General features: G+C 57.5%; 18 protein-coding genes. 9 read left to right on the forward strand and 9 right to left on the reverse strand.

The features are described 5' to 3' along the window. The first annotated feature begins 54 nt into the window (after positions 1 to 54). Together trpB and AC2FFH_RS12005 are read left to right on the forward strand one after the other, a co-directional pair. Positions 55 to 1302, forward strand: a complete 1248-nt coding sequence (gene trpB / locus AC2FFH_RS12000; RefSeq protein ID WP_496767103.1) for a tryptophan synthase subunit beta — start codon at positions 55 to 57, stop codon at positions 1300 to 1302. 50 nt (positions 1303 to 1352) lie between these two features. Continuing rightward, the gene (locus AC2FFH_RS12005) at positions 1353 to 1976 is read left to right on the forward strand and encodes a class I SAM-dependent methyltransferase (RefSeq protein WP_496767102.1); all 624 of its coding nucleotides are present in this window, start codon (positions 1353 to 1355) and stop codon (positions 1974 to 1976) included. A gap of 31 nt (positions 1977 to 2007) precedes the next feature. Here AC2FFH_RS12005 and hmuQ read toward each other — a convergent pair whose 3' ends face one another. From hmuQ to AC2FFH_RS12050, 9 genes are all read right to left on the reverse strand, one after another. After that, positions 2008 to 2328 (reverse strand): heme-degrading protein HmuQ, encoded by a 321-nt coding sequence (gene hmuQ / locus AC2FFH_RS12010; RefSeq protein WP_496844473.1) that lies wholly within the window; start codon positions 2326 to 2328, stop codon positions 2008 to 2010. Positions 2329 to 2412: 84 nt separating this feature from the next. Further along, on the reverse strand, positions 2413 to 2790 hold the full coding sequence (locus AC2FFH_RS12015) for a DUF2237 family protein (RefSeq protein WP_496767100.1): 378 nt from the start codon (positions 2788 to 2790) through the stop codon (positions 2413 to 2415). 9 nt (positions 2791 to 2799) lie between these two features. After that, positions 2800 to 3963 (reverse strand): serine hydrolase domain-containing protein, encoded by a 1164-nt coding sequence (locus AC2FFH_RS12020; protein ID WP_496844474.1) that lies wholly within the window; start codon positions 3961 to 3963, stop codon positions 2800 to 2802. Between the two features lie 82 nt (positions 3964 to 4045). Then, on the reverse strand, positions 4046 to 4726 hold the full coding sequence (gene pth / locus AC2FFH_RS12025; protein ID WP_496726824.1) for an aminoacyl-tRNA hydrolase: 681 nt from the start codon (positions 4724 to 4726) through the stop codon (positions 4046 to 4048). 90 nt (positions 4727 to 4816) lie between these two features. Beyond that, positions 4817 to 6697, reverse strand: a complete 1881-nt coding sequence (locus AC2FFH_RS12030; RefSeq protein ID WP_496767098.1) for a DUF3604 domain-containing protein — start codon at positions 6695 to 6697, stop codon at positions 4817 to 4819. Positions 6698 to 6898: 201 nt separating this feature from the next. After that, entirely contained in the window at positions 6899 to 7555 is a 657-nt protein-coding gene (locus AC2FFH_RS12035) for a 50S ribosomal protein L25/general stress protein Ctc (protein ID WP_496767097.1), read from the reverse strand. A gap of 266 nt (positions 7556 to 7821) precedes the next feature. Next, entirely contained in the window at positions 7822 to 8988 is a 1167-nt protein-coding gene (locus AC2FFH_RS12040) for an alpha-hydroxy acid oxidase (protein ID WP_496740172.1), read from the reverse strand. A 153-nt stretch (positions 8989 to 9141) separates the two neighbouring features. Then, positions 9142 to 9933, reverse strand: coding sequence for a tryptophan synthase subunit alpha (gene trpA / locus AC2FFH_RS12045; protein WP_496726827.1), 792 nt, complete (start codon positions 9931 to 9933; stop codon positions 9142 to 9144). Positions 9934 to 10012: 79 nt separating this feature from the next. Next, positions 10013 to 10498 carry an acyloxyacyl hydrolase gene (locus AC2FFH_RS12050; RefSeq protein WP_496779541.1) on the reverse strand — a complete coding sequence of 162 codons (486 nt, stop codon included), beginning with the start codon at positions 10496 to 10498 and terminating at the stop codon, positions 10013 to 10015. 198 nt (positions 10499 to 10696) lie between these two features. On the opposite strand from AC2FFH_RS12050, the gene ychF reads away from it, so the two are divergent. From ychF to AC2FFH_RS12085, 7 genes are all read left to right on the forward strand, one after another. Continuing rightward, a complete protein-coding gene (gene ychF, locus AC2FFH_RS12055; RefSeq protein WP_496844475.1) occupies positions 10697 to 11794 on the forward strand; it encodes a redox-regulated ATPase YchF in 1098 nt (365 codons plus the stop codon). A gap of 7 nt (positions 11795 to 11801) precedes the next feature. Further along, positions 11802 to 12311: a GNAT family N-acetyltransferase gene (locus AC2FFH_RS12060; protein ID WP_496844476.1), complete on the forward strand. Its 510-nt coding sequence runs from the start codon at positions 11802 to 11804 to the stop codon at positions 12309 to 12311. Between the two features lie 69 nt (positions 12312 to 12380). Further along, positions 12381 to 13262 carry a LysR family transcriptional regulator gene (locus AC2FFH_RS12065; protein WP_496844478.1) on the forward strand — a complete coding sequence of 294 codons (882 nt, stop codon included), beginning with the start codon at positions 12381 to 12383 and terminating at the stop codon, positions 13260 to 13262. Between the two features lie 85 nt (positions 13263 to 13347). Next, positions 13348 to 15051: an NAD(P)H-dependent oxidoreductase subunit E gene (locus AC2FFH_RS12070; RefSeq protein WP_496767090.1), complete on the forward strand. Its 1704-nt coding sequence runs from the start codon at positions 13348 to 13350 to the stop codon at positions 15049 to 15051. Between the two features lie 13 nt (positions 15052 to 15064). Beyond that, the gene (gene fdhF, locus AC2FFH_RS12075; protein ID WP_496767089.1) at positions 15065 to 17848 is read left to right on the forward strand and encodes a formate dehydrogenase subunit alpha; all 2784 of its coding nucleotides are present in this window, start codon (positions 15065 to 15067) and stop codon (positions 17846 to 17848) included. Between the two features lie 111 nt (positions 17849 to 17959). Then, the gene (locus tag AC2FFH_RS12080; RefSeq protein WP_496699698.1) at positions 17960 to 18766 is read left to right on the forward strand and encodes a cyclase family protein; all 807 of its coding nucleotides are present in this window, start codon (positions 17960 to 17962) and stop codon (positions 18764 to 18766) included. After that, a complete protein-coding gene (locus AC2FFH_RS12085; RefSeq protein ID WP_496844479.1) occupies positions 18750 to 19271 on the forward strand; it encodes a thioesterase family protein in 522 nt (173 codons plus the stop codon). Before AC2FFH_RS12080 ends, AC2FFH_RS12085 begins: the two co-directional genes overlap by 17 nt. Positions 19272 to 19277 lie beyond the last annotated feature (6 nt).

Genomic DNA, 19277 nt, shown 5'->3' on the forward strand with positions numbered 1-19277 from the left:
GGCAAAACCTGTCAGCACCTCCTATGAACAACGGGTACGACGAGGGAGACACCCATGGCCAACGATCTATTCAATTCCTTCATGTCCGGTCCCGACGAACAGGGCCGCTTTGGCATCTTCGGCGGACGGTTTGTCAGCGAAACGCTGATGCCGCTGATTCTGTCGCTGGAAGAGGAATATGAGAAGGCCAAGGATGATCCGACTTTCTGGGCTGAAATGGACGATCTGTGGGCGAACTACGTGGGTCGCCCCTCGCCGCTGTACTACGCGGAACGCCTGACTGAGCACCTGGGCGGCGCGAAGATCTATCTCAAGCGCGATGAGCTGAACCACACCGGCGCACACAAGATCAACAATGTTCTGGGCCAGATCATTCTGGCGCGGCGCATGGGTAAAACCCGAATTATTGCGGAAACCGGGGCAGGGCAACACGGCGTGGCCACCGCCACCGTCTGCGCCAAGTTTGGCCTTAAGTGTGTCGTCTACATGGGCGCGCATGACGTACAGCGTCAAGCGCCCAACGTGTTCCGTATGCGTTTGCTGGGTGCCGAAGTGATTCCGGTGACGAGCGGCAGAGGCACGCTGAAAGACGCGATGAACGACGCGCTACGCGACTGGGTGACCAATGTGCGCGACACGTTCTACTGCATCGGCACTGTGGCGGGCCCGCACCCGTATCCGGCGATGGTGCGTGACTTCCAGTCAATCATCGGCAAGGAAGCTAAGGAGCAGATGCAAAAGGCCGAAGGCCGTTTGCCCGATACGCTTATCGCCGCCATCGGCGGTGGGTCGAATGCGATGGGTCTGTTCTACCCGTTCCTTGACGACAAGAGCGTCAACATCATCGGTGTTGAGGCGGGCGGCAAAGGTGTGAACGAAAAGATGGAGCATTGCGCTTCGCTGACCGGCGGTCGCCCTGGTGTGCTGCACGGTAATCGCACGTACCTGCTGCAGGATAATGACGGCCAGATCCTTGAAGGCTATTCGATCTCGGCCGGTCTGGATTACCCCGGCATCGGGCCTGAGCATTCCTGGCTGAATGACATCGGTCGCGCGAACTATGTCTCGATCACCGACAAAGAGGCGCTGGAAGCGTTCCAGCTGTGCTGTGCAACCGAAGGCATTATCCCCGCGTTGGAACCCAGCCACGCGCTGGCACATGTTATGAAGATCGCGCCAGAGCTGCCCAAGGATCACCTGATCTGCATGAACATGTGCGGGCGCGGCGATAAGGACGTTCAGACTGTGGCCAAATACCTGAACTTCGACATGTCCGATACCGAAGGACGTACTGCTGGCTAACGACTACCCGGGGCTTTGCGTCCCGGGTCTTTCATGCCACGCTGGTGGGCATGCAGGACGCGTCCAGTTCAGATAAACTCGCTCAAAAATACGATGCCGCGGCACCCGGCTGGGCGGATAAGATGCGTCTGCTGGGCTATTTTGACGCCTATCTGGGGTTTCTGTCGACTGGTTCAGCAGATGATTTAGGCCGGAACGGGCTGGATGTCGGGTGCGGGACCGGCGCTTTTGCCGAGGCACGTGCAGTCATTCAACCCAAAGGTCGGGTCACTCTGCTCGAGCCATCCGGGAAAATGCTGAAACAGGCCGAGGGTGCATTGGCCCAAAGGGGCGTTACGACCCAGACTGCCCGATCACGGTTGGAGAAATTTCACCCAGCCGAGCCCTTTGATTGCATTCTCGCCGCCCATGTCCTTGAACATTGCAGCGACCCCACCGATGCCCTACACCACATGCGCAGGCAGGCCACGCCAGCGGCAAAGCTATGGCTGGTCGTTAGCAAACCGCACTGGTGCAACGCGATTATCTGGCTTCAATGGCGTCACCGGTCCTACAGGCCGCAACAGGTGGCCAAGATGCTAAAGGATGCGGGGTGGCTGCTGGAGGCGGAGCACAGTTTTCCAACTGGTCCGCCCTCGCGCACATCGCGTGGCTATCTGGCGCGCGCCGTGTAAACATCAATCCGGTGTTGGCGACATGGATTGATCAGTTCTGATGCAAAACCGTTTCGAACCCCTCGAACTGAGGTGGTCCCACCAGAGCCGACTGCGTCTTGCCGTTGCCAGCGTTTTTGTGCGCATCCCGGAATTGTTGGGACTTGGTCCAGGCTTCGAAATCGCTGCGATTGTCCCAGATCACATGGCTGGAATACAGCCGATATCCGTCGTCTTCGGGGCCTTTCAGAAGGCGAAACTCCTGAAACCCTTGCAGTTCTTTCAAGCGGCTTTCGCGGTCTTTCCAAACGGATTCGAAATCGGCTTCGTTGCCCAGACGGACTTTGAAGCGGTTCATCGCGACAAAGCTCATAGCCTACCTCGTTTTTAACGGTTTTGCGCTTGCTAAACAAAGTGTCGGCTGGCGGGTTTCTTTGATGTGGTTTTGTCCCCGAGGTCAATCGGGTTTCGCGGCGTATTCGCGTAAGATTCCAATAGGGACGATGTCCAGCGCCCGCTGATGCGTGGCCTCAAGGTCGGCCTTGGGCGCGCAGCCCTCGTCATGGGCCTGCAGGAAACGCCCGGCACAAAGGCACCATTTGTCACCGGGTTTGAGACCGGGAAAGTCGAATTCAGGGCGCGGTGTGCTCAGGTCATTGCCGACATATTTGGAATAGGCCAAAAACTCGGCCGTCATGACCGCGCAGACCGTGTGACTGCCCTGATCTTCGGCGCAGGTGTTACAGGCCCCGTCCCGAAAGAACCCGGTCTGTGGATCGCGGGAGCAGGGGGCAAGGACGCCCCCCAGAACGTTTATGCTGTCCAGTTTTTGCATGAGCACACCTTACAGGCTTTGAGCGATCGTGCGGAACATTTCTATGTTCGCCTCGTTGACACCATCGTCGCGGAAATTGCGATCAGCCCCGGTTGCGACGATAACAACACCGCGCGGTTGGTCGAAATAGATGTACTGGCCATATACGCCACGGGCCAGAAACTCACCTTCATGCGCGCCAAGGGGGATCCACCACTGATAGCCATAGCCGATCTCTCCGGCCTTGGTGGGGGCGCTGGGAAAAACGGATTCCGCAATCCACTCAGCGGGCACGATCTGCTGGCCATTATGCTCGCCGTTTTGCAGGATCATCTGTCCAAACCGGGCAAAGTCGCGAGTAGTGAAGTTCAACCCGCCCAAGACGAAAGCCACGCCAGCACCGTCGGTGACATAGTAGCCGTCGCGTTCAAGGCCCAAAGGTTCAATGATCTTTTCGGTCAGCAAATCAGCCACAGATCGGTCCGTCGCACCGCGAACAATCATGCCGATAACGTGGGTGTCGATCGAGACATATTGCCATGTCTCGCCGGGCTCGACGAACGTTTCGTTCAGCGAGGCGGCAAAGTCATCCAGCTCTCCACCCAGGGCGACGACGCGACCCATTCGGTTGATGTCGGAGTTGTAGTCCAGATAGTCCTCGTCGAAGGTCACACCGCTGGCCATGTTCAGAACATTGCGGATCGTTGCGCCGTCATAAGCGGTGCCCTGCAGTTTCGGGGCGTATTTGACCACCGGATCGTCCAGCGAGTCGATGGCGCCTTCGGCCATCAGGATGCCGAACAGGGCGGACAGATAGCTTTTGGCGACCGACCAGGATATCCGGCGATCCTCGGGGGCGGTCCCCAAATAGTATTCTTCGAACCTGATCTGCCCGTCCTGCATCACCAGCAAAGAGGTTACGGCCCGGTCTTCGACCCATTTGTCCGTGCCCTCGGGCAGGTCAAAACCGGGGCCGTAGGGCAGTTCGAATGTCGCACCTTCCCCCCTTAGCAGGTCGACAGTCAGGAAGGCGTCATCCATGTGAGAGAAGTTGTAAATGATCTTTCCTTCGGAAAACAAAGAGTTCACTGCCATCAGGCGCTGAATCTCTTCGCGCTTCCAAACGCCAACGACCACCGCTGCCAGCACCAACATCAAAACGATGCGCAGCACCCATTTCATCAGGGTTCGCATATGTTACCTCCCGCTTTTGGTGTGCATTGGAGCGCGGACTGGCGCAGTTCGCAATTGAGACGTAGCGGCACCATCGTTGGCCTTACTTGAACTTGTCCATCAGTTTTTGCATGGCGGACCTGGTGTCCGCCTCGGGTTCAGGCGTAGCTGCAGCGACCGATTTCGAGGAGGCCGCAGCGGTTTTTGATGACCGTGGCGGTGCGGTGCGCAATGCGACCGCGTTCATGAATCTGCCACCATCGCCATCTGCCAAATGACCGGCACCGTCGGAAACCCCCCGCAAGACGTCTTCCAGCCAATCCGAATCTGCCTTGGCAAAGTCACTCAGGACATAAGGCGAGACCAGTTCTTTGCGGCCCGGATGCCCAATGCCCAGACGAACTCGATCATAGGCCGGGCTGATATGGTCATGGATCGACCGCAGACCGTTATGCCCGGCGTGACCTCCACCTGCTTTCGCACGCACCTTACCGGGCGCAAGATCCAGCTCGTCGTGAAAAACGGTCACATCTGTCGAGTCCAGCTTATAGAAGCGCATGGCCTCACCCACGGATTGACCCGAGCGGTTCATGAAGGTTTGTGGCTTGATCAGCAGCACCTTTTCCGAGCCCAACCGCCCCTCGGCGATTTCTGCCTGGAACTTTGATTTCCACGGGCCGAAACCGTGATCGTCGGCAATCCTGTCCAGTGCCATGAACCCGATATTGTGCCGGTTCCGGGCGTATTTCTGCCCCGGATTTCCCAGTCCGACAAAAAGTTTCATGACTCTGCTCTGCGCCTCCTAGTAGGACTTGCCCCTCATGCCCCGAAATGGATCGAAAATCCAGTGATGGCAAGGTGCAAAAGACGAGCTTCAGCCTTTGGGCGTGTACCAGATCGGAGAGGTATAGGCGCGTTCGGTTGTGGTCATCGGCACGTCGGCATCCATCTGGACGTTGAACCTTTTGGCCTCATAGGCCGTCCAGCGCGGCGTCGGGATTTCGATGACGCGGACATAGTAGAAGGCCCGCTGCGACGGGTCGAAATCCGGGTCCTGCCAATAGGTGATCAATTCCGGTGCACCAATTGTGTTGGTCCAAGTCGCGTTTCCCACATCGACCGTGTTCCCGACCAAAGGCAATTTTCCGTCTGCGTCGGGCACACGATCTCCGCCCCATGCCACGTCATAGACCTTTTCTCCGCGCGTCCCGTCTGCGTTCAGCCACCCTTTGATGACCTGTACACGGTCGAGATTGCCGCTATAGGGGTCTTTCAGCGCTGCGATCAGGAAATTCGGTGCACCGTCGCCGGTTCTGGCGGGTAGATCCGAACCCATCGGTACGCCCTTAGCGTAGCCAAGATCGGCAGGCAGGCGAGACAGAGCATCTTCTTCTGCAAAATCCCAGCCGCCGAAGAACCGCACCAGCATACGCGAACCGGTGGTGCCGTAGACTTCGCGCCGCTCGAGCGCGTCAAAGATCGCCTCGCGGGTATTCTCCATGGCCCAAACAGCAGCATATCCACCCGAGGCCTGTTTCCAGCCATAGATTGAGAACTCGGGGTCGGGGGCTTCGATAACCAAATGTTCCCAGCGGTTTGGCTCCGGTTCCACGCCGGAATGCTTGCCAAAGAAGTTCTCCTCTTCCACGGCTGCCATGCCAGTATGCGCGTCAGTCGAACCAATCTGACCGACCTTGTAGGGGTTGATGCCCAGTTGTTCTTCCAGCATCAGACCGGTTTTGTAAGCCTCGCGGGAATACTCGTATTGCAACATGTCCTGAGTTTTGGCTTCGGTCCCGTTCAGGTTTGACGCGTCCCACGTGTCAAAATCCGCGAATTCGTCATCGGGGCTGAGAAACGGATGCGCTTCACTGTCACCTTTGATCTGCGTAGTTTCGATGACCGGTTCGAACCGTGCACGCAGGCGCGCGTTTTCTTCCGATAAGGGCGTCCCGTCAAAGTTCGAAACTGAAAACAAGCGACCATTGGACAGGTTGCCATTATGGGGAATTGCAAGCACGTCACCGCCTGTCCGATCCTCATAGTCGGCCAGGTGTGCCCATAGGTCTTCAGGGTTCTTACTGTCGAATTGCGAGAACGGAAGTACCTGATTGGCGTTGGCCGCAGCATCCCGGAAGATCACGTTGCGGTGGATGTTGTCTCCGCCCTCAGACGTCCACTCGTAACCGATTAGAGCGGTAAAGACGCCGGGCTCGTTGTACTGGTCCGCAAGGGCCGTATAGTTCTGCCAAGCGTCCTTGATGGCTTTGGGATTGTCGATCGGGGGCTCATTCCCGGACAACGACGCCACGATTTCCATAGCGGTGGCAAAGACAATGTCGTTGTCGTTGCTGGTAAGCGCGTCGTACCAGGCTTTGCCTTGCGGGGTCGACAGAACATTCTGATCCCCGCCAAGTAACTGGGGCATTAGCCCATACATTTCGGCATGGTCCGAGACTACAAGCCAATCCAGTGGTTGGGAAAGCTTTGCCTGCAATCCATGCGTCGTAGTGACTTCGTGGCCTCGCGCGAACCGAAACGCGTCCTCTTGGCTAAGACGGGTCATGGTTCCGGCGTCAACGGACACCTGGGTATGAAGATGTGTGTCACCCCAAAGCGGTCGGGTCGGAAAGTTTCTACCGGCATATGGCGAGAAATGATCAGACGTGAAACGTTCAGCAACGTCATCCTTACTGGGCAGAGTGTCCTGCACTTGCGCAGTGACCGAAGATCCGAAACCGACGCTGACGGCCATTGAAATTAGGGCTGGTAGAAAATTTGATTGGGGTCTCATGATCGCGTGCTACGCTGAACTATTCGATGAGCTGGTGGCATTCCAATTGGGCCACTGGCAGCGAACTTAGCACAGTCTGCGATCAAATGCGAAAATGTGCATTTGAAAAAAACGGGGCTCCGATGGAACCCCGTTTCATTTTCAGTACAGTTAAGCCTGAACTTACTCTTCGGCTTCCTGACCGACGACTTCAACTTCGTCTGCGGCCACTTCACCTTCTTCACCCTCTTCGTCGTCGCTTGTCGACAAACCAGTCGGTGCCGAGATGTTCGCGATCACGAAGTCACGGTCGATAGTCGGCTTGGTGCCTTCGGGCAGATCGACCGACGAAATGGTGACAACGTCGTTGATGTTCATGCCGGTCACGTCAACGGTGATTTTCTCAGGAATATCACCTGCGGTGCACATCAGTTCGACCTCTGGACGGACAACGGTCAGAACGCCGCCCTTCTTGATGCCGGGTGCTTCTTCCTCGTTGATGAACTCAACCGGGATGAACAGCGCGATTTTGGTGGTGCGACGCAGGCGCATCAGGTCCAGGTGGGTCGGCAAGTCTTTGACGACGTCACGTTGAACGTCGCGGCAGATGACGCGAACGTCTTCCTGGCCTTCAACCTTCAGGTTCCACAGGGTCGACTTGAACCGGCCAGCTTTCAGGCGCTTGAACAGTTCGTTGAACGGGATCTGGATCGGCAGCGGTTCTTTGTCGCCACCAAATACGATGCCCGGAACCATGCCGTCGCGGCGTGCCTGACGAGCGGCGCCCTTGCCTGTCCCCGTCCGTTCCAGAGCTACGAGATCAGGAATCTCTCCAGCCATGATAATTCTCCAATGTTAGGGCGGGCATCCTCCAAGGCTGTATGCCCGCGTGAAGCCGCGTCCTTAGCTTGAATTGTCAGGTTTGAAAAGGGGTTTTTCGCGGTCTTCATACTTTGCGAGGCTCTGCCTCGCGCTCCGGGATATTTGGGGCCAGATGAAGATCGGATCCCGTGCTTCATCTGGCAGAAAATATCTCGGGGGAATCGCAGCTTGCTGCGGTGGGGCAGAGCCCCCTTTGAAATGGTTTGCTGGAAGGTTTTGCGAGATCAGGCTTGCCATCGGCCGCCGAAACCCTCGGGGATCAGCAGGTTGTGACGACCCAGACTGCTCACATTCCGCTCGCCGCACAGGGCCATCGTGGTGTCCAGCTCTTTGTGGATGATATCCAGCGCAGTCGTGACACCTTGTTGGCCCATCGCACCCAGCCCATAGACAAAAGCGCGACCGATGTAAGTACCCTTGGCCCCAAGTGCCAGCGCTTTGAGAACGTCCTGCCCGGACCGGATGCCACTGTCCAGATGGACTTCGACGTCATCACCAACTGCGTCCATGATTTCAGGCAAGACACGGATCGAACTGAGCGCTCCATCCAACTGCCGCCCGCCGTGGTTTGAAACAACGATGGCATCTGCGCCCAGTTTAGCTGCCATCCTGGCGTCCTCGGCATCCAGAATACCTTTCAGGATCACCTTGCCGCCCCACTGCTCCATCAACTTTTCGACCTTTTTCCAATCGAGGCTGGGGTCGAATTGCTCGGCCGTCCACGCGCCCAGCGATGAGGCATCAGAAACGCCTTCGGCATGACCAACGATATTGCCAAACTCGCGCCGATGTGCGCCCAGCATTTCTATCCCCCAAGCCCATTTGGTCATGAGGTTTGCAATTGTCTTGGCGGTCAGTTTCGGCGGCGCGGACAAGCCATTTTTCAAATCTTTGTGGCGCTGCCCCAGAATTTGCAGGTCCAGGGTGATCACCAATGCGGAACATTTGGCATCCTTGGCGCGCTGGATCAGGCGACCGACGTAATCCTGATCCTTCATTGCATAAAGCTGGAACCAAAAGGGTTTGCTTGTATGCCCTGCGACATCCTCGATCGAGTTGATCGACATGGTCGACAGGGTGAAAGGCACGCCGAACTCCTCGGCAGCCTTTGCGGCCTTCATCTCACCGTCCGCGTGCTGCATGCCTGTCAGGCCAACTGGGGCCAGAGCCACCGGCATCGCAACATCCTGTCCGATCATCTGCGTTGCAGTCGAGCGCCCGTCCATATCCACGGCGACCCGCTGGCGCAGCCTGATATCTTCGAAATCCGAGCTGTTCTCGCGGAAGGTTTGTTCTGTCCAACTGCCGCTTTCGGCATAGTCGAAAAACATGCGCGGCACGCGGCGTTCGTAGATACGTTTCAGATCGTCGATATTGGTAATGACGGGCATGAGGTTCGGCCTTCGCAGTATTGGTGATGTTTGTTACCAACCATTTGAGGCCCTCGCAACGTTGGGACGTTGTGAGGCAACGTCACGTATCCCGGGGCAACAAAAAATGCGGCCGGACAGGGCCGACCGCGTTGAAAATTGATCAGGTCTCAATCAGGCTGAGTGTGCGCCGTCAGCCAGAGATTTTACGAAATCCAATACTTCGCCGGTGGGCTTGCCCGCAGCGATCTGGCTGACGATAGCAGAGCCGACCACTGCACCATCAGCAACAGTTGCGATTGCCTGTGATTTTTCAGGTGTATTGATTCCGAACCCGACGATCACTGGTAAATCGGTTGCAGATTTGATGCGGGCGACCTCGGGGCCAACATTTGTAGCTTGGGCTTCGGCCGCACCGGTAATGCCGGTGATTGACACGTAATACACAAAGCCCGATGTGTTCTGCAGAACGCGGGGCAAGCGCTTGTCATCGGTGGTCGGCGTGGCCAGACGGATAAAGTTCAGACCTGCGGCTTGTGCGGGCAGGCATAGCTCTTCATCTTCTTCTGGTGGCAGGTCGACGACGATCAGACCGTCAATTCCGACCTCCTTGGCATCTGCAAGGAACTTATCGACGCCGCGGTTATAGATCGGGTTGTAGTAGCCCATCAGCACAATCGGAGTGGTATCGTCGGTCTCGCGGAAGGCGCGGGCCAGATCCAAGGTTCGCTGCAAGGTCATTCCACCGTCCAGTGCGCGCTGACCGGCGGCCTGGATCGTCGGGCCGTCTGCCATTGGATCGGTAAAGGGCAGGCCCAGTTCGATGACATCGACACCTGCGCCGGGCAGGCCCTTCACGATCTCAAGCGAAGTCTCAAAATCTGGGTCTCCGGCCATGATGTAGGCGACGAACGCCTTCTTTCCCTGTTCTTTCAGAGAGGCGAACTTGGCGTCGATACGGGTCATAAGCTGTCCTTGCAATCAGGTTCAGACCTGATGTGCAGAAACTTTGAAAAGAAATCAATCCCGGTTCGCAGCGCAGCCCCTAGAACGCAAGGTGGTATCGCAGCAGCACGGAATTGACGCCCGGGTTTTCCTGTTGCGTGCTTGCATTCGATTTATGCGTAATCGCAACAGAGACTTTGTTGCCGTTGTTCAGCGTATAACCGACGCCCAACAGGCTGCGGATCTGGAAACTGCCGCCCAGGTCGTTCAATTCCTCTGATTCAGAGAAATAGCCGGGCATGACGCTGCCCTCTACGAACCAGCGTTCAGCGAAAGTGTATGTACCGATCAGGCCAGCACCCACATGAACGTCACCGGCTTCGTCCACGGTCAGCGCACCACCCCATGTCGCGGACAGGCGCGTTGCCTCGTAGAAAGGGCGATGATGGTATTCGACCGAAAAGGCGGCCTGGTCTTTTGCGTCACTTTCGGAAAAATCTGCATATCCGGCACCGAAGACAACTGATTGTGCGTGTGCGGAGGTCGTGGCGAAAAGAACCCCAAGGGCAAGAACGAAAGATCTCATGTCAGCATTCACTATTCAATTTTTCTAAATGGCTAATTGGTGATTCTAGTGCTCTCGTTTCAATGTGCGCAAGCGCACAAAGCCGTGACAATCAATTGTGTTGTCAAAACGCTCTTGCGTACCTAATGCGCCCGCTGGCTTGCGCATTGTGCCCGACCTGCATAGAAGCTGCGCTCGAATGCTATGCAGGAGGCCGTCATGGGCTTTAAAATGGGAATCGTGGGTCTGCCGAATGTGGGTAAGTCGACCCTCTTCAATGCGCTGACCAAAACCGCAGCTGCGCAGGCGGCGAATTTCCCGTTCTGCACGATCGAACCCAATGTGGGCGATGTGGCCGTCCCCGACGACCGGCTAGACCAGTTGGCCACCATCGCAAGCTCCAAGCAAATCATTCCGACGCGCATGACCTTTGTGGATATTGCGGGTCTGGTGAAGGGTGCCTCGAAAGGTGAAGGGCTGGGCAACCAGTTTCTGGCGAACATCCGTGAAACCGACGCCATTGCCCACGTGCTGCGCTGTTTCGAAGATGGCGATGTGACCCACGTGGACGGCCGCGTTGATCCTGTGGCCGATGCCGACACCATCGAGACCGAACTGATGCTGGCCGATCTGGAGAGCATCGAAAAGCGCCGCGCCAATCTGGTGCGCAAGCTGAAAGGCAATGACAAAGAGGCGCAGCAGCAGGAACGCTTGCTGGCCGAGGCGCAAGCGATGCTGGAAAACGGCAAACCCGCGCGTCTGGTCGAAGTTTCCGACGAAGACGCCAAAGCATGGACGATGCTGCAGCTGCTGACCACAAAACCGGTTCTCTATGTCTGCAACGTGTCCGAGGAAGAAGCCGCCGAGGGTAACGAATATTCCGCCCGCGTGGCTGAAATGGCCGCAGCGCAGGGCAATTCCCACGTCATCATCAGCGCCAAGATCGAAGAAGAGATTAGCCTGCTGGAAGAAGACGAGGCGCAGATGTTCCTAGAGGAAATGGGTCTGGAAGAGCCAGGCCTCGACCGTCTGATCCGTGCCGGCTATGACCTGCTCAAGCTGGAAACCTATTTCACAGTCGGCCCGAAAGAGGCCCGCGCCTGGACCATCCGCACCGGCACCGCTGCGCCACAGGCCGCTGGTGTGATCCATGGCGATTTCGAAAAAGGTTTCATTCGCGCTGAGACGATCGCCTATGACGACTATATCGCCGCCAATGGCGAACAGGGCGCGAAAGAGGCGGGCAAGATGCGGGCCGAGGGTAAGGGCTACATCGTCAAAGACGGCGATGTGATGCACTTTTTGTTCAATACCTGAGCGCCGATTGACCCTGCGTGAAGCGGACCATTCAGATGCGTCGAGCATCGCTGCGATTTCGATTGAAGTCTGGATTGGCACCTATCTCAAACGCGGGGTTAGCGGTTTTTTTGCGGATTACGCGCTGACCGAGTTCACGCCAGCGCGTATCGGTGCCCTGATCAGCGATCCGGAAGAGTTCATTCTGGTGTCGAATAATTCACAGGGGATCGACGGGTTCATTCGCGTCTCTCCGGTCTGTGATGCCCCTATCGCGGGGTGGTCGGGTATGGAAATTTCGACGTTCTATGTTCAGCCGCGTCATCACGGCAAAGGGATCGGCACGCGCCTGCTTGCGGCAGCGCTGTCGCATTGCCGAGAGCAAGGGACCGATTCCGTCTGGTTGACCACCAATGCAGAAAACGATCCGGCCATCGCCTTCTATCTGGCAAATGGGTTTGTACAGATTGGCGAGACCCAGTTCCGGATTGCAGACCAGGGCTATCTCAACAATGTCTATGCCTTGTCTTTGACCTGAACACATCGCTTTCCCCCAACGTAAAAGCCGCTAATCTGGGTTTCTGGCCTCACCTTGGGATACCGAAACATGATCGAAATCCGCGACCTGCAATTGCTTAGCGCCTTGGCCCGGCATCGCCATTTTGCCAAAGCGGCCGAGGAATGCGGAATTTCTCAGCCAGCGTTTTCCATGCGTATTCGGAATCTCGAGGACCGGCTGGGTATCTCAATCGTGCGCCGCGCCAACAGGTTTCAGGGCCTGACTGAAGAAGGCGAGATGATCGTCCAGCGCGCGCGGCGCATTCTGGATGAGACAAAGGCGCTGGAACAGCAGGTTCTGGCCTCGAAGGGAGAGATTACCGGGACACTCAAACTGGGTGTAATCCCAACCGCGATTGCCTTTACCGGACGGCTGATCAAGCGGCTGCATCAGGCGCATCCGCGCGTTGTCACACGGATCGAAACCATGTCGGCCTCGTCCATTCAGCACCGGTTGGACGAAGGTAGTCTGGATGCGGGTATCACCTATGGCGACAGCATTGGCACCGACCTGCGGCAGGTTCAGCCGTTGTACGAAGAGACTTACGTGCTGTTGATCCCGTCGCATATGACCGAAGAAACCGGGCCGATCCCGTGGACACAGGTCGCCGAGTTTCCACTCAGCCTGCTTGAGCCGCAGATGCAGAACCGTCGCATTCTGGACCGCATCTTCGCTGAGCAGGGTCTCCACCCCCAAGTGGTCGCTGAAACCAGTGGCTTTACTGCCTCAATGGTCATGGCGCGTGAAGGGCTGGCAGCCACAGTTGTCCCCCGCGTTCTGGTGCGTGCGCTGGGTGATCTTAAGGGGACGCGTGTGCTGCCTCTGGTCGATCCTGTTGTAAGTAAACCGATTTGTCTGGCCACCTTAAGCCGAGACCCGGAATTGCCAACGGTTGGTGCTTTGCGCGCTGTGGTGACGTCTTTACGGTGATAAGGTGTCGTTATCGTGCGATAGCGATAAGAGATTTGACGATATGCTATTCTGATGAGACACGGAGCCTCAATCGGAGGGCATCATGGCACCATTAGATACCAAGCCATCAGGCGCACCCAAGGGCGTCTGGAAGTCAGGTAAAGGCAAAGGGCGGCACACGCCCAAAGGCCGTCAGTTCACGGATGAGGCGCAGACCGAGATTGCGCGCCTGTTGGGCGACCGCCCGCGCCGCCGCGACCTGCTGATCGAATTTCTGCATTTGATTCAGGATGAGCACGGCCATATCAGCGCTGATCACATCGCCGCGCTGGCGATTGAGATGCGGATCGGTCAGGCAGAGATCTATGAGACCGCGACGTTTTACGCCCATTTCGACGTGGTGAAAGAAGGCGAGGTGCCTCCGCCCGCGCTGACGATCCGTGTCTGTGATTCTCTCTCCTGCGAAATGGCCGGTGCCCAGCAGTTGCAAAAGGCCCTGGAAGATGGCTTGGACGCATCCGAAGTGCGTGTGGTGCGCGCGCCCTGCATGGGGCGTTGCGATACGGCCCCGGTGCTTGAGATTGGTCACAACCACATCGACCATGCGACCCCGGAAAAGGTGCAGGCCGCAATTGCCGCCGGTGATACTCACGCCCATCTGCCCGATTACGAAACCTTTGCCGCCCATGAGGCAAACGGCGGTTACGCCAAGCTGAAAGAGCTGCGCGAGAGCGGCGACTGGGAGAAAGTACAAGAAGACGTTCTGTCCTCAGGCCTGCGCGGTCTGGGTGGTGCTGGCTTCCCGTCCGGCAAGAAATGGGGCTTTGTTCGCATGAACGAAGGCACCCGCTATCTGGCCGTGAACGGTGACGAGGGCGAACCCGGTACCTTCAAAGACCGTTATTATCTAGAGCGTGCGCCGCATGTTTTCCTTGAGGGTATGCTGATCGCTGCTTGGGCGGTCGAGGCAGAGACGTGCTTCATCTACATGCGTGATGAATACCCTGCGGTGCTGGAAATCCTCGCCCGCGAGATTGCCGCGTTGGAAGAGGCCGGGATCGTCGAAAAGGGTTACATTGACTTGCGCCGGGGTGCTGGTGCTTACATCTGCGGTGAAGAATCCGCGATGATCGAGTCGATCGAGGGTAAGAAGGGCCTGCCGCGCCACCGTCCTCCGTTTGTGGCGCAGGTTGGGGTCTTTAATCGTCCGACCTTGGTGCACAACGTCGAGACGCTGTATTGGGTCTCAAAGATCTGCCGCGAAGGGCCGCAGATTCTGAACTCTGTCGAAAAAAATGGTCGTAAGGGCCTGCGCAGCTATTCAATCTCGGGGCGGGTGGCCAAGCCGGGTGTTTACCTGCTGCCGGCGGGTTCGACCATTTTGGACGTGATTGAGGCCGCTGGTGGCATGATCGAAGGTCAGACCTTCAAAGCGTATCAGCCGGGTGGTCCATCCTCGGGCCTGCTGCCTGCGTCGATGGATGATATCCCATTGGATTTTGACACGCTGCAGCCACATGGCACCTTTATTGGATCAGCCGCTGTGGTGGTTCTGTCCGATCAGGACACCGCACGCGATGCCGCGCTGAACATGCTGCGCTTCTTTGAGGATGAAAGCTGTGGCCAGTGCACGCCATGCCGGGCGGGCTGCGAAAAGGCCGTGAAGCTGATGCAGGCTGACAAGTGGGATCAGGATCTTCTGGAAGATCTGTGCCAGGTTATGGGCGATGCCTCGATCTGCGGTCTGGGGCAGGCGGCCCCGAACCCGATCCGCCTGGTCATGAAACATTTCGCTGACGAAATCTGAGGGAGACAGAGCCATGCTTGATGCAAGCCCAACCAAGACCGTCACCTTCAACCTGAACGGCGATGACGTCACCGTGCCCGAGGGCTGGACCATCTGGGAGGCGGCCAAGGGGCAGGGATTTACCATTCCGCACCTCTGCCACAAGCCGCAACCGGGCTATAAACCCGACGGCAATTGCCGCGCCTGTATGGTCGAGGTGGAAGGCGAGCGCACTCTGGTCGCCTCGTGCATCCGTCCGGCTGCGGACGGAATGGTGGTAAAAACCGATAGCGACAGGGCCGAGAAATCGCGCGCAATGGTCATGGAATTGCTGGTCGCCGACCAACCCGAAGAGGCGCACGATAAATCCAGCCACTTCTGGGATATGGCCAAGCTGAACGATGTCAGCGACAGTCGCTTCCCGGCGAAAGAAGCCGAGAAAATCCCTCTGCTGGATGACAGCCACGTTGCAATGCGCGTCAATCTGGACGCCTGCATCAACTGCAACCTCTGTGTCCGTGCTTGTCGCGACGTGCAGGTCAACGACGTGATTGGCATGGCTGGACGCGGGCATACCGCGCAGGTGGTGTTTGACCAGAACGACCCGATGGGGGATTCGACCTGTGTCGCCTGTGGTGAATGTGTTCAGGCCTGCCCGACAGGTGCGTTGATGCCAGCCACTGTGCTGGACGATCAGCAGCAGGGGGACAGCAAGGATTACGATAGCGAAACCGAAAGCGTCTGTCCGTTCTGCGGCGTCGGCTGTAAGGTTTCGCTGAAGGTCAAGGACGGCAAGGTCAAGTATGTCGAAGGCATTAACGGCCCAGCAAACGAAGGCCGCTTGTGTGTCAAAGGTCGCTTTGGCTTTGACTATATCCACCACCCACACCGCCTGACCAAACCTCTGATCCGGCGTGAGGATGCGCCTGCAAAGGGGTTGAATGTCGATCCGGGCAATCTGGGCACTCATTTCCGCGAGGCGACCTGGGAAGAAGCAATGGATCTGGCGGCCACCAAGCTGAAAGCGCTGCGTGATGAAGATCCGCGCAACGTCGCTGGCTTTGGTTCGGCCAAATGCACCAACGAAGAAGCCTATCTGTTCCAGAAATTCATTCGTCAGGGCTTCAAGCACAACAACGTCGACCACTGCACCCGTCTGTGCCATGCCTCGTCCGTGGCGGCGCTGATCGAGAACGTGGGCTCGGGCGCGGTGACGGCCACCTTTAACGAGGTCGAGAACTCGGATGTGGTTATCATCATCGGGGCCAACCCAATCGAAAACCACCCCGTGGCGGCAACCTACTTCAAGCAGTTCACCAAGCGCGGTGGCAAGCTGATCGTGATGGACCCGCGCGGCGTCGGTATGCGCAAGTTCGCAGACGAAATGCTGCAGTTCCGTCCGGGGGCGGATGTCTCGATGCTCAACGCGATCATGAACGTGATCGTCGAAGAGGAACTGTACGACAGCCAGTACATCCACCGCTGGACCGAGAACTGGGAAGCCGAAAAAGAGCATCTGCGCGCCTTCACACCCGAGGCGATGGCGCCGATCTGCGGCATTGAACCGGATCAACTGCGCCGTGTCGCGCGTACCTTCGCGCAGGCCAAGGCTGGTCTGATCTTCTGGGGTATGGGCGTCAGCCAGCACATTCACGGCACCGATAATTCCCGCTGCCTGATCTCGCTGGCATTGATGACCGGCAATGTTGGTAAACCCGGCGCGGGTCTGCACCCGCTGCGTGGCCAGAACAACGTGCAAGGCGCGTCTGACGCGGGTCTGATCCCGATGTTCCTGCCGGATTATCAGTCGGTTATGGATGACGGCATTCGGGCCAAGTTCAACAATGTCTGGGACTCGGACGACTTCTCTAACGAGAAGGGCCTGACCGTCACCGAGATCATCGATCAGGCCTATGCGGGCAACATCAAGGGCATGTATATTCAGGGCGAAAACCCGGCCATGTCCGACCCGGATGTTGGTCACGCACGGGAAGCATTGGCCAAGCTGGAGCTGATGATCGTGCAGGATATCTTCCTGACCGAAACGGCCAACTATGCCGACATCATCCTGCCCGCCTCGGCGCTGTATGAAAAGAACGGCACCGTGTCGAACACCAACCGTCAGGTTCAGCGTGTGCGTCCGGCTGTGGCACCTCCGGGCGAGGCGCGTGAGGACTGGAAAATCACCGTCGAGCTTGCGCAGCGCATCGGGCTGAACTGGGACTACACGGATGTGTCTCAGGTCTTTGCCGAGATGAAGCTGACCATGGCGTCACTCGACAACATCACCTGGGAGCGGCTTGAGACCGAGACGATCACCTATCCATCGCTCAGTGAGACCGATCCGGGTCAGGCGATCGTGTTCGGTGACGGCTTCCCGCGGACAGACGGACGGGCCAAGTTCACCCCGGCCAGTGTCATCCCGCCGGATGAAGCGCCGGATGAGGAATACCCGATGATTGCCACAACCGGCCGTCAGCTGGAACACTGGCACACCGGGTCGATGACCCGCCGGTCCAACGTTCTGGATGCTGTGGAACCGGAAGCAAACTGTTCGATGAACCCGCGCCAGCTGAAACTGATGGGGATCGAGCCGGGCGAAATGATCCGTCTCACCACGCGGCGCGGCTCGATCGAAATTATGGTTCGAGCCGACCGGGCGATCGCCGAAGATATGGTGTTCATTCCGTTCGCCTATGTCGAGGCGGCGGCGAATATCCTGACCAACTCGGCCATCGACCCGTACGGTAAAATCCCTGAGTTCAAGTTCTCGGCCATTCGCGTCGAAAAGATCGAAGACGCCATCGCGGCGGAGTAAATCCGTCACATACAGTCTTGGAAAGGCGGCCTATTGGGTCGCCTTTTTCTTTCCTTGACAGCAGCTTACCTGCGGCCAACCCTGTCACCGTTCTTGGTGGAGGAGTTTTACATGGCGCGCCGCTTCGTCGATCTGTCAGTTCCGTTGGAAACCGGCATCGTGTCGGACCCGCCGATCATGTTACCCGAAATCGAATATCTGGCCCATGACCAGACCGCCGAACAAGTCATGTCCTTCTTTCCGGGCCTACAGAAAGATGATCTGCCCGGCGGCGAGGGCTGGGCCATCGAACGCCTTCAGATCGCCACGCACAATGGCACCCATCTGGACGCGCCCTACCATCATCACTCGACCATGAACAAAGGCGAGCGCGCGATCACCATTGACGAGGTGCCGCTGGAATGGTGCATGAACCCCGGTGTGAAACTGGATTTTCGCCATTTCGACGATGGTTATGTGGCGACCGCCGCCGATGTCGAAGCTGAATTGAAACGGATTGGCCACGAATTGCAGCCGCTGGATATCGTCGTCGTGAATACCTCGGCTGGCACACGGTATGGGCATCGGGACTATCTGGCCAAAGGGTGCGGCATAGGGCGCGAGGCAACGCTGTACCTGACCAAACGCGGGGTTCGCGTGACAGGAACTGACGCCTGGAGCTGGGACGCACCGTTTCCATTGACCGCGCAGGAATATGCTGAAACGCAAGATGCATCGATTATTTGGGAAGGGCACCGGGCCTCGATGGAGGTTGGCTATTGTCACATGGAAAAACTGACGAACCTTGAAACCTTGCCGCCAACTGGGTTCGAGATTTCCTGTTTCCCGTTCAAGATCAAAGGGGCTTCAGCTGGATTCATCCGCGCGGTTGCGATCTTTGAGACCCAAGAAGGAGCACTTGATGCAACTGACGCCTGAAACGCTGGCCGGACATGACGGACCCTATGATGCCCCGCTTGTATTCCGCGGGTTCAAGGCGCGCCCCGAGTGGATCGATTATAATGGTCACATGAACGTGGGCTATTACGGCGTCGCCTTTGACAATGCGCTAGAGTTGTTGATGGTGGATCATCTTGGGCTGGGTGAGGCACAGGTCAATGCGATGGGGCAGGGGCCCTATATTTTGCAATCCCACATGAATTTCCTGCGCGAAGTACTGGAAGGTGAGGCCTTCAGCATCCGGTTTCGGATGCTGGACGCAGATCACAAACGCGGCCACTATTTCGCACAGATGGTGTCTGAAAAAGACGGTGATATCTGCGCCACTCAGGAAGCGTTGTTCATGAATGTCAGCCATACGACCGGCCGGTCGGTTCCCTATCCGGACTGGGCCGTCGCGCGTCTTCAGAGCATGGTGAGGGATCATGCGGCGATCGACCCGGCCCCAGAGGTCGGACACCCGATCGGCATCCGCAGAAAGTGAACTGAG

The sequence above is a fragment of the Ruegeria sp. YTSC003 genome (assembly GCF_059609785.1).

Bases quoted from the DNA above. Each gene is read 5' to 3' on its own strand.
- trpB (WP_496767103.1), top strand. From the start codon at position 55: ATGGCCAACGATCTATTCAATTCCTTCATGTCCGGTCCCGACGAACAG.
- AC2FFH_RS12005 (WP_496767102.1), top strand. From the start codon at position 1,353: ATGCAGGACGCGTCCAGTTCAGATAAACTCGCTCAAAAATACGATGCC.
- hmuQ (WP_496844473.1), bottom strand. From the start codon at position 2,328: ATGAGCTTTGTCGCGATGAACCGCTTCAAAGTCCGTCTGGGCAACGAA.
- AC2FFH_RS12015 (WP_496767100.1), bottom strand. From the start codon at position 2,790: ATGCAAAAACTGGACAGCATAAACGTTCTGGGGGGCGTCCTTGCCCCC.
- AC2FFH_RS12020 (WP_496844474.1), bottom strand. From the start codon at position 3,963: ATGCGAACCCTGATGAAATGGGTGCTGCGCATCGTTTTGATGTTGGTG.
- pth (WP_496726824.1), bottom strand. From the start codon at position 4,726: ATGAAACTTTTTGTCGGACTGGGAAATCCGGGGCAGAAATACGCCCGG.
- AC2FFH_RS12030 (WP_496767098.1), bottom strand. From the start codon at position 6,697: ATGGCCGTCAGCGTCGGTTTCGGATCTTCGGTCACTGCGCAAGTGCAG.
- AC2FFH_RS12035 (WP_496767097.1), bottom strand. From the start codon at position 7,555: ATGGCTGGAGAGATTCCTGATCTCGTAGCTCTGGAACGGACGGGGACA.
- AC2FFH_RS12040 (WP_496740172.1), bottom strand. From the start codon at position 8,988: ATGCCCGTCATTACCAATATCGACGATCTGAAACGTATCTACGAACGC.
- trpA (WP_496726827.1), bottom strand. From the start codon at position 9,933: ATGACCCGTATCGACGCCAAGTTCGCCTCTCTGAAAGAACAGGGAAAG.
- AC2FFH_RS12050 (WP_496779541.1), bottom strand. From the start codon at position 10,498: ATGAGATCTTTCGTTCTTGCCCTTGGGGTTCTTTTCGCCACGACCTCC.
- ychF (WP_496844475.1), top strand. From the start codon at position 10,697: ATGGGCTTTAAAATGGGAATCGTGGGTCTGCCGAATGTGGGTAAGTCG.
- AC2FFH_RS12065 (WP_496844478.1), top strand. From the start codon at position 12,381: ATGATCGAAATCCGCGACCTGCAATTGCTTAGCGCCTTGGCCCGGCAT.
- AC2FFH_RS12070 (WP_496767090.1), top strand. From the start codon at position 13,348: ATGGCACCATTAGATACCAAGCCATCAGGCGCACCCAAGGGCGTCTGG.
- fdhF (WP_496767089.1), top strand. From the start codon at position 15,065: ATGCTTGATGCAAGCCCAACCAAGACCGTCACCTTCAACCTGAACGGC.
- AC2FFH_RS12080 (WP_496699698.1), top strand. From the start codon at position 17,960: ATGGCGCGCCGCTTCGTCGATCTGTCAGTTCCGTTGGAAACCGGCATC.
- AC2FFH_RS12085 (WP_496844479.1), top strand. From the start codon at position 18,750: ATGCAACTGACGCCTGAAACGCTGGCCGGACATGACGGACCCTATGAT.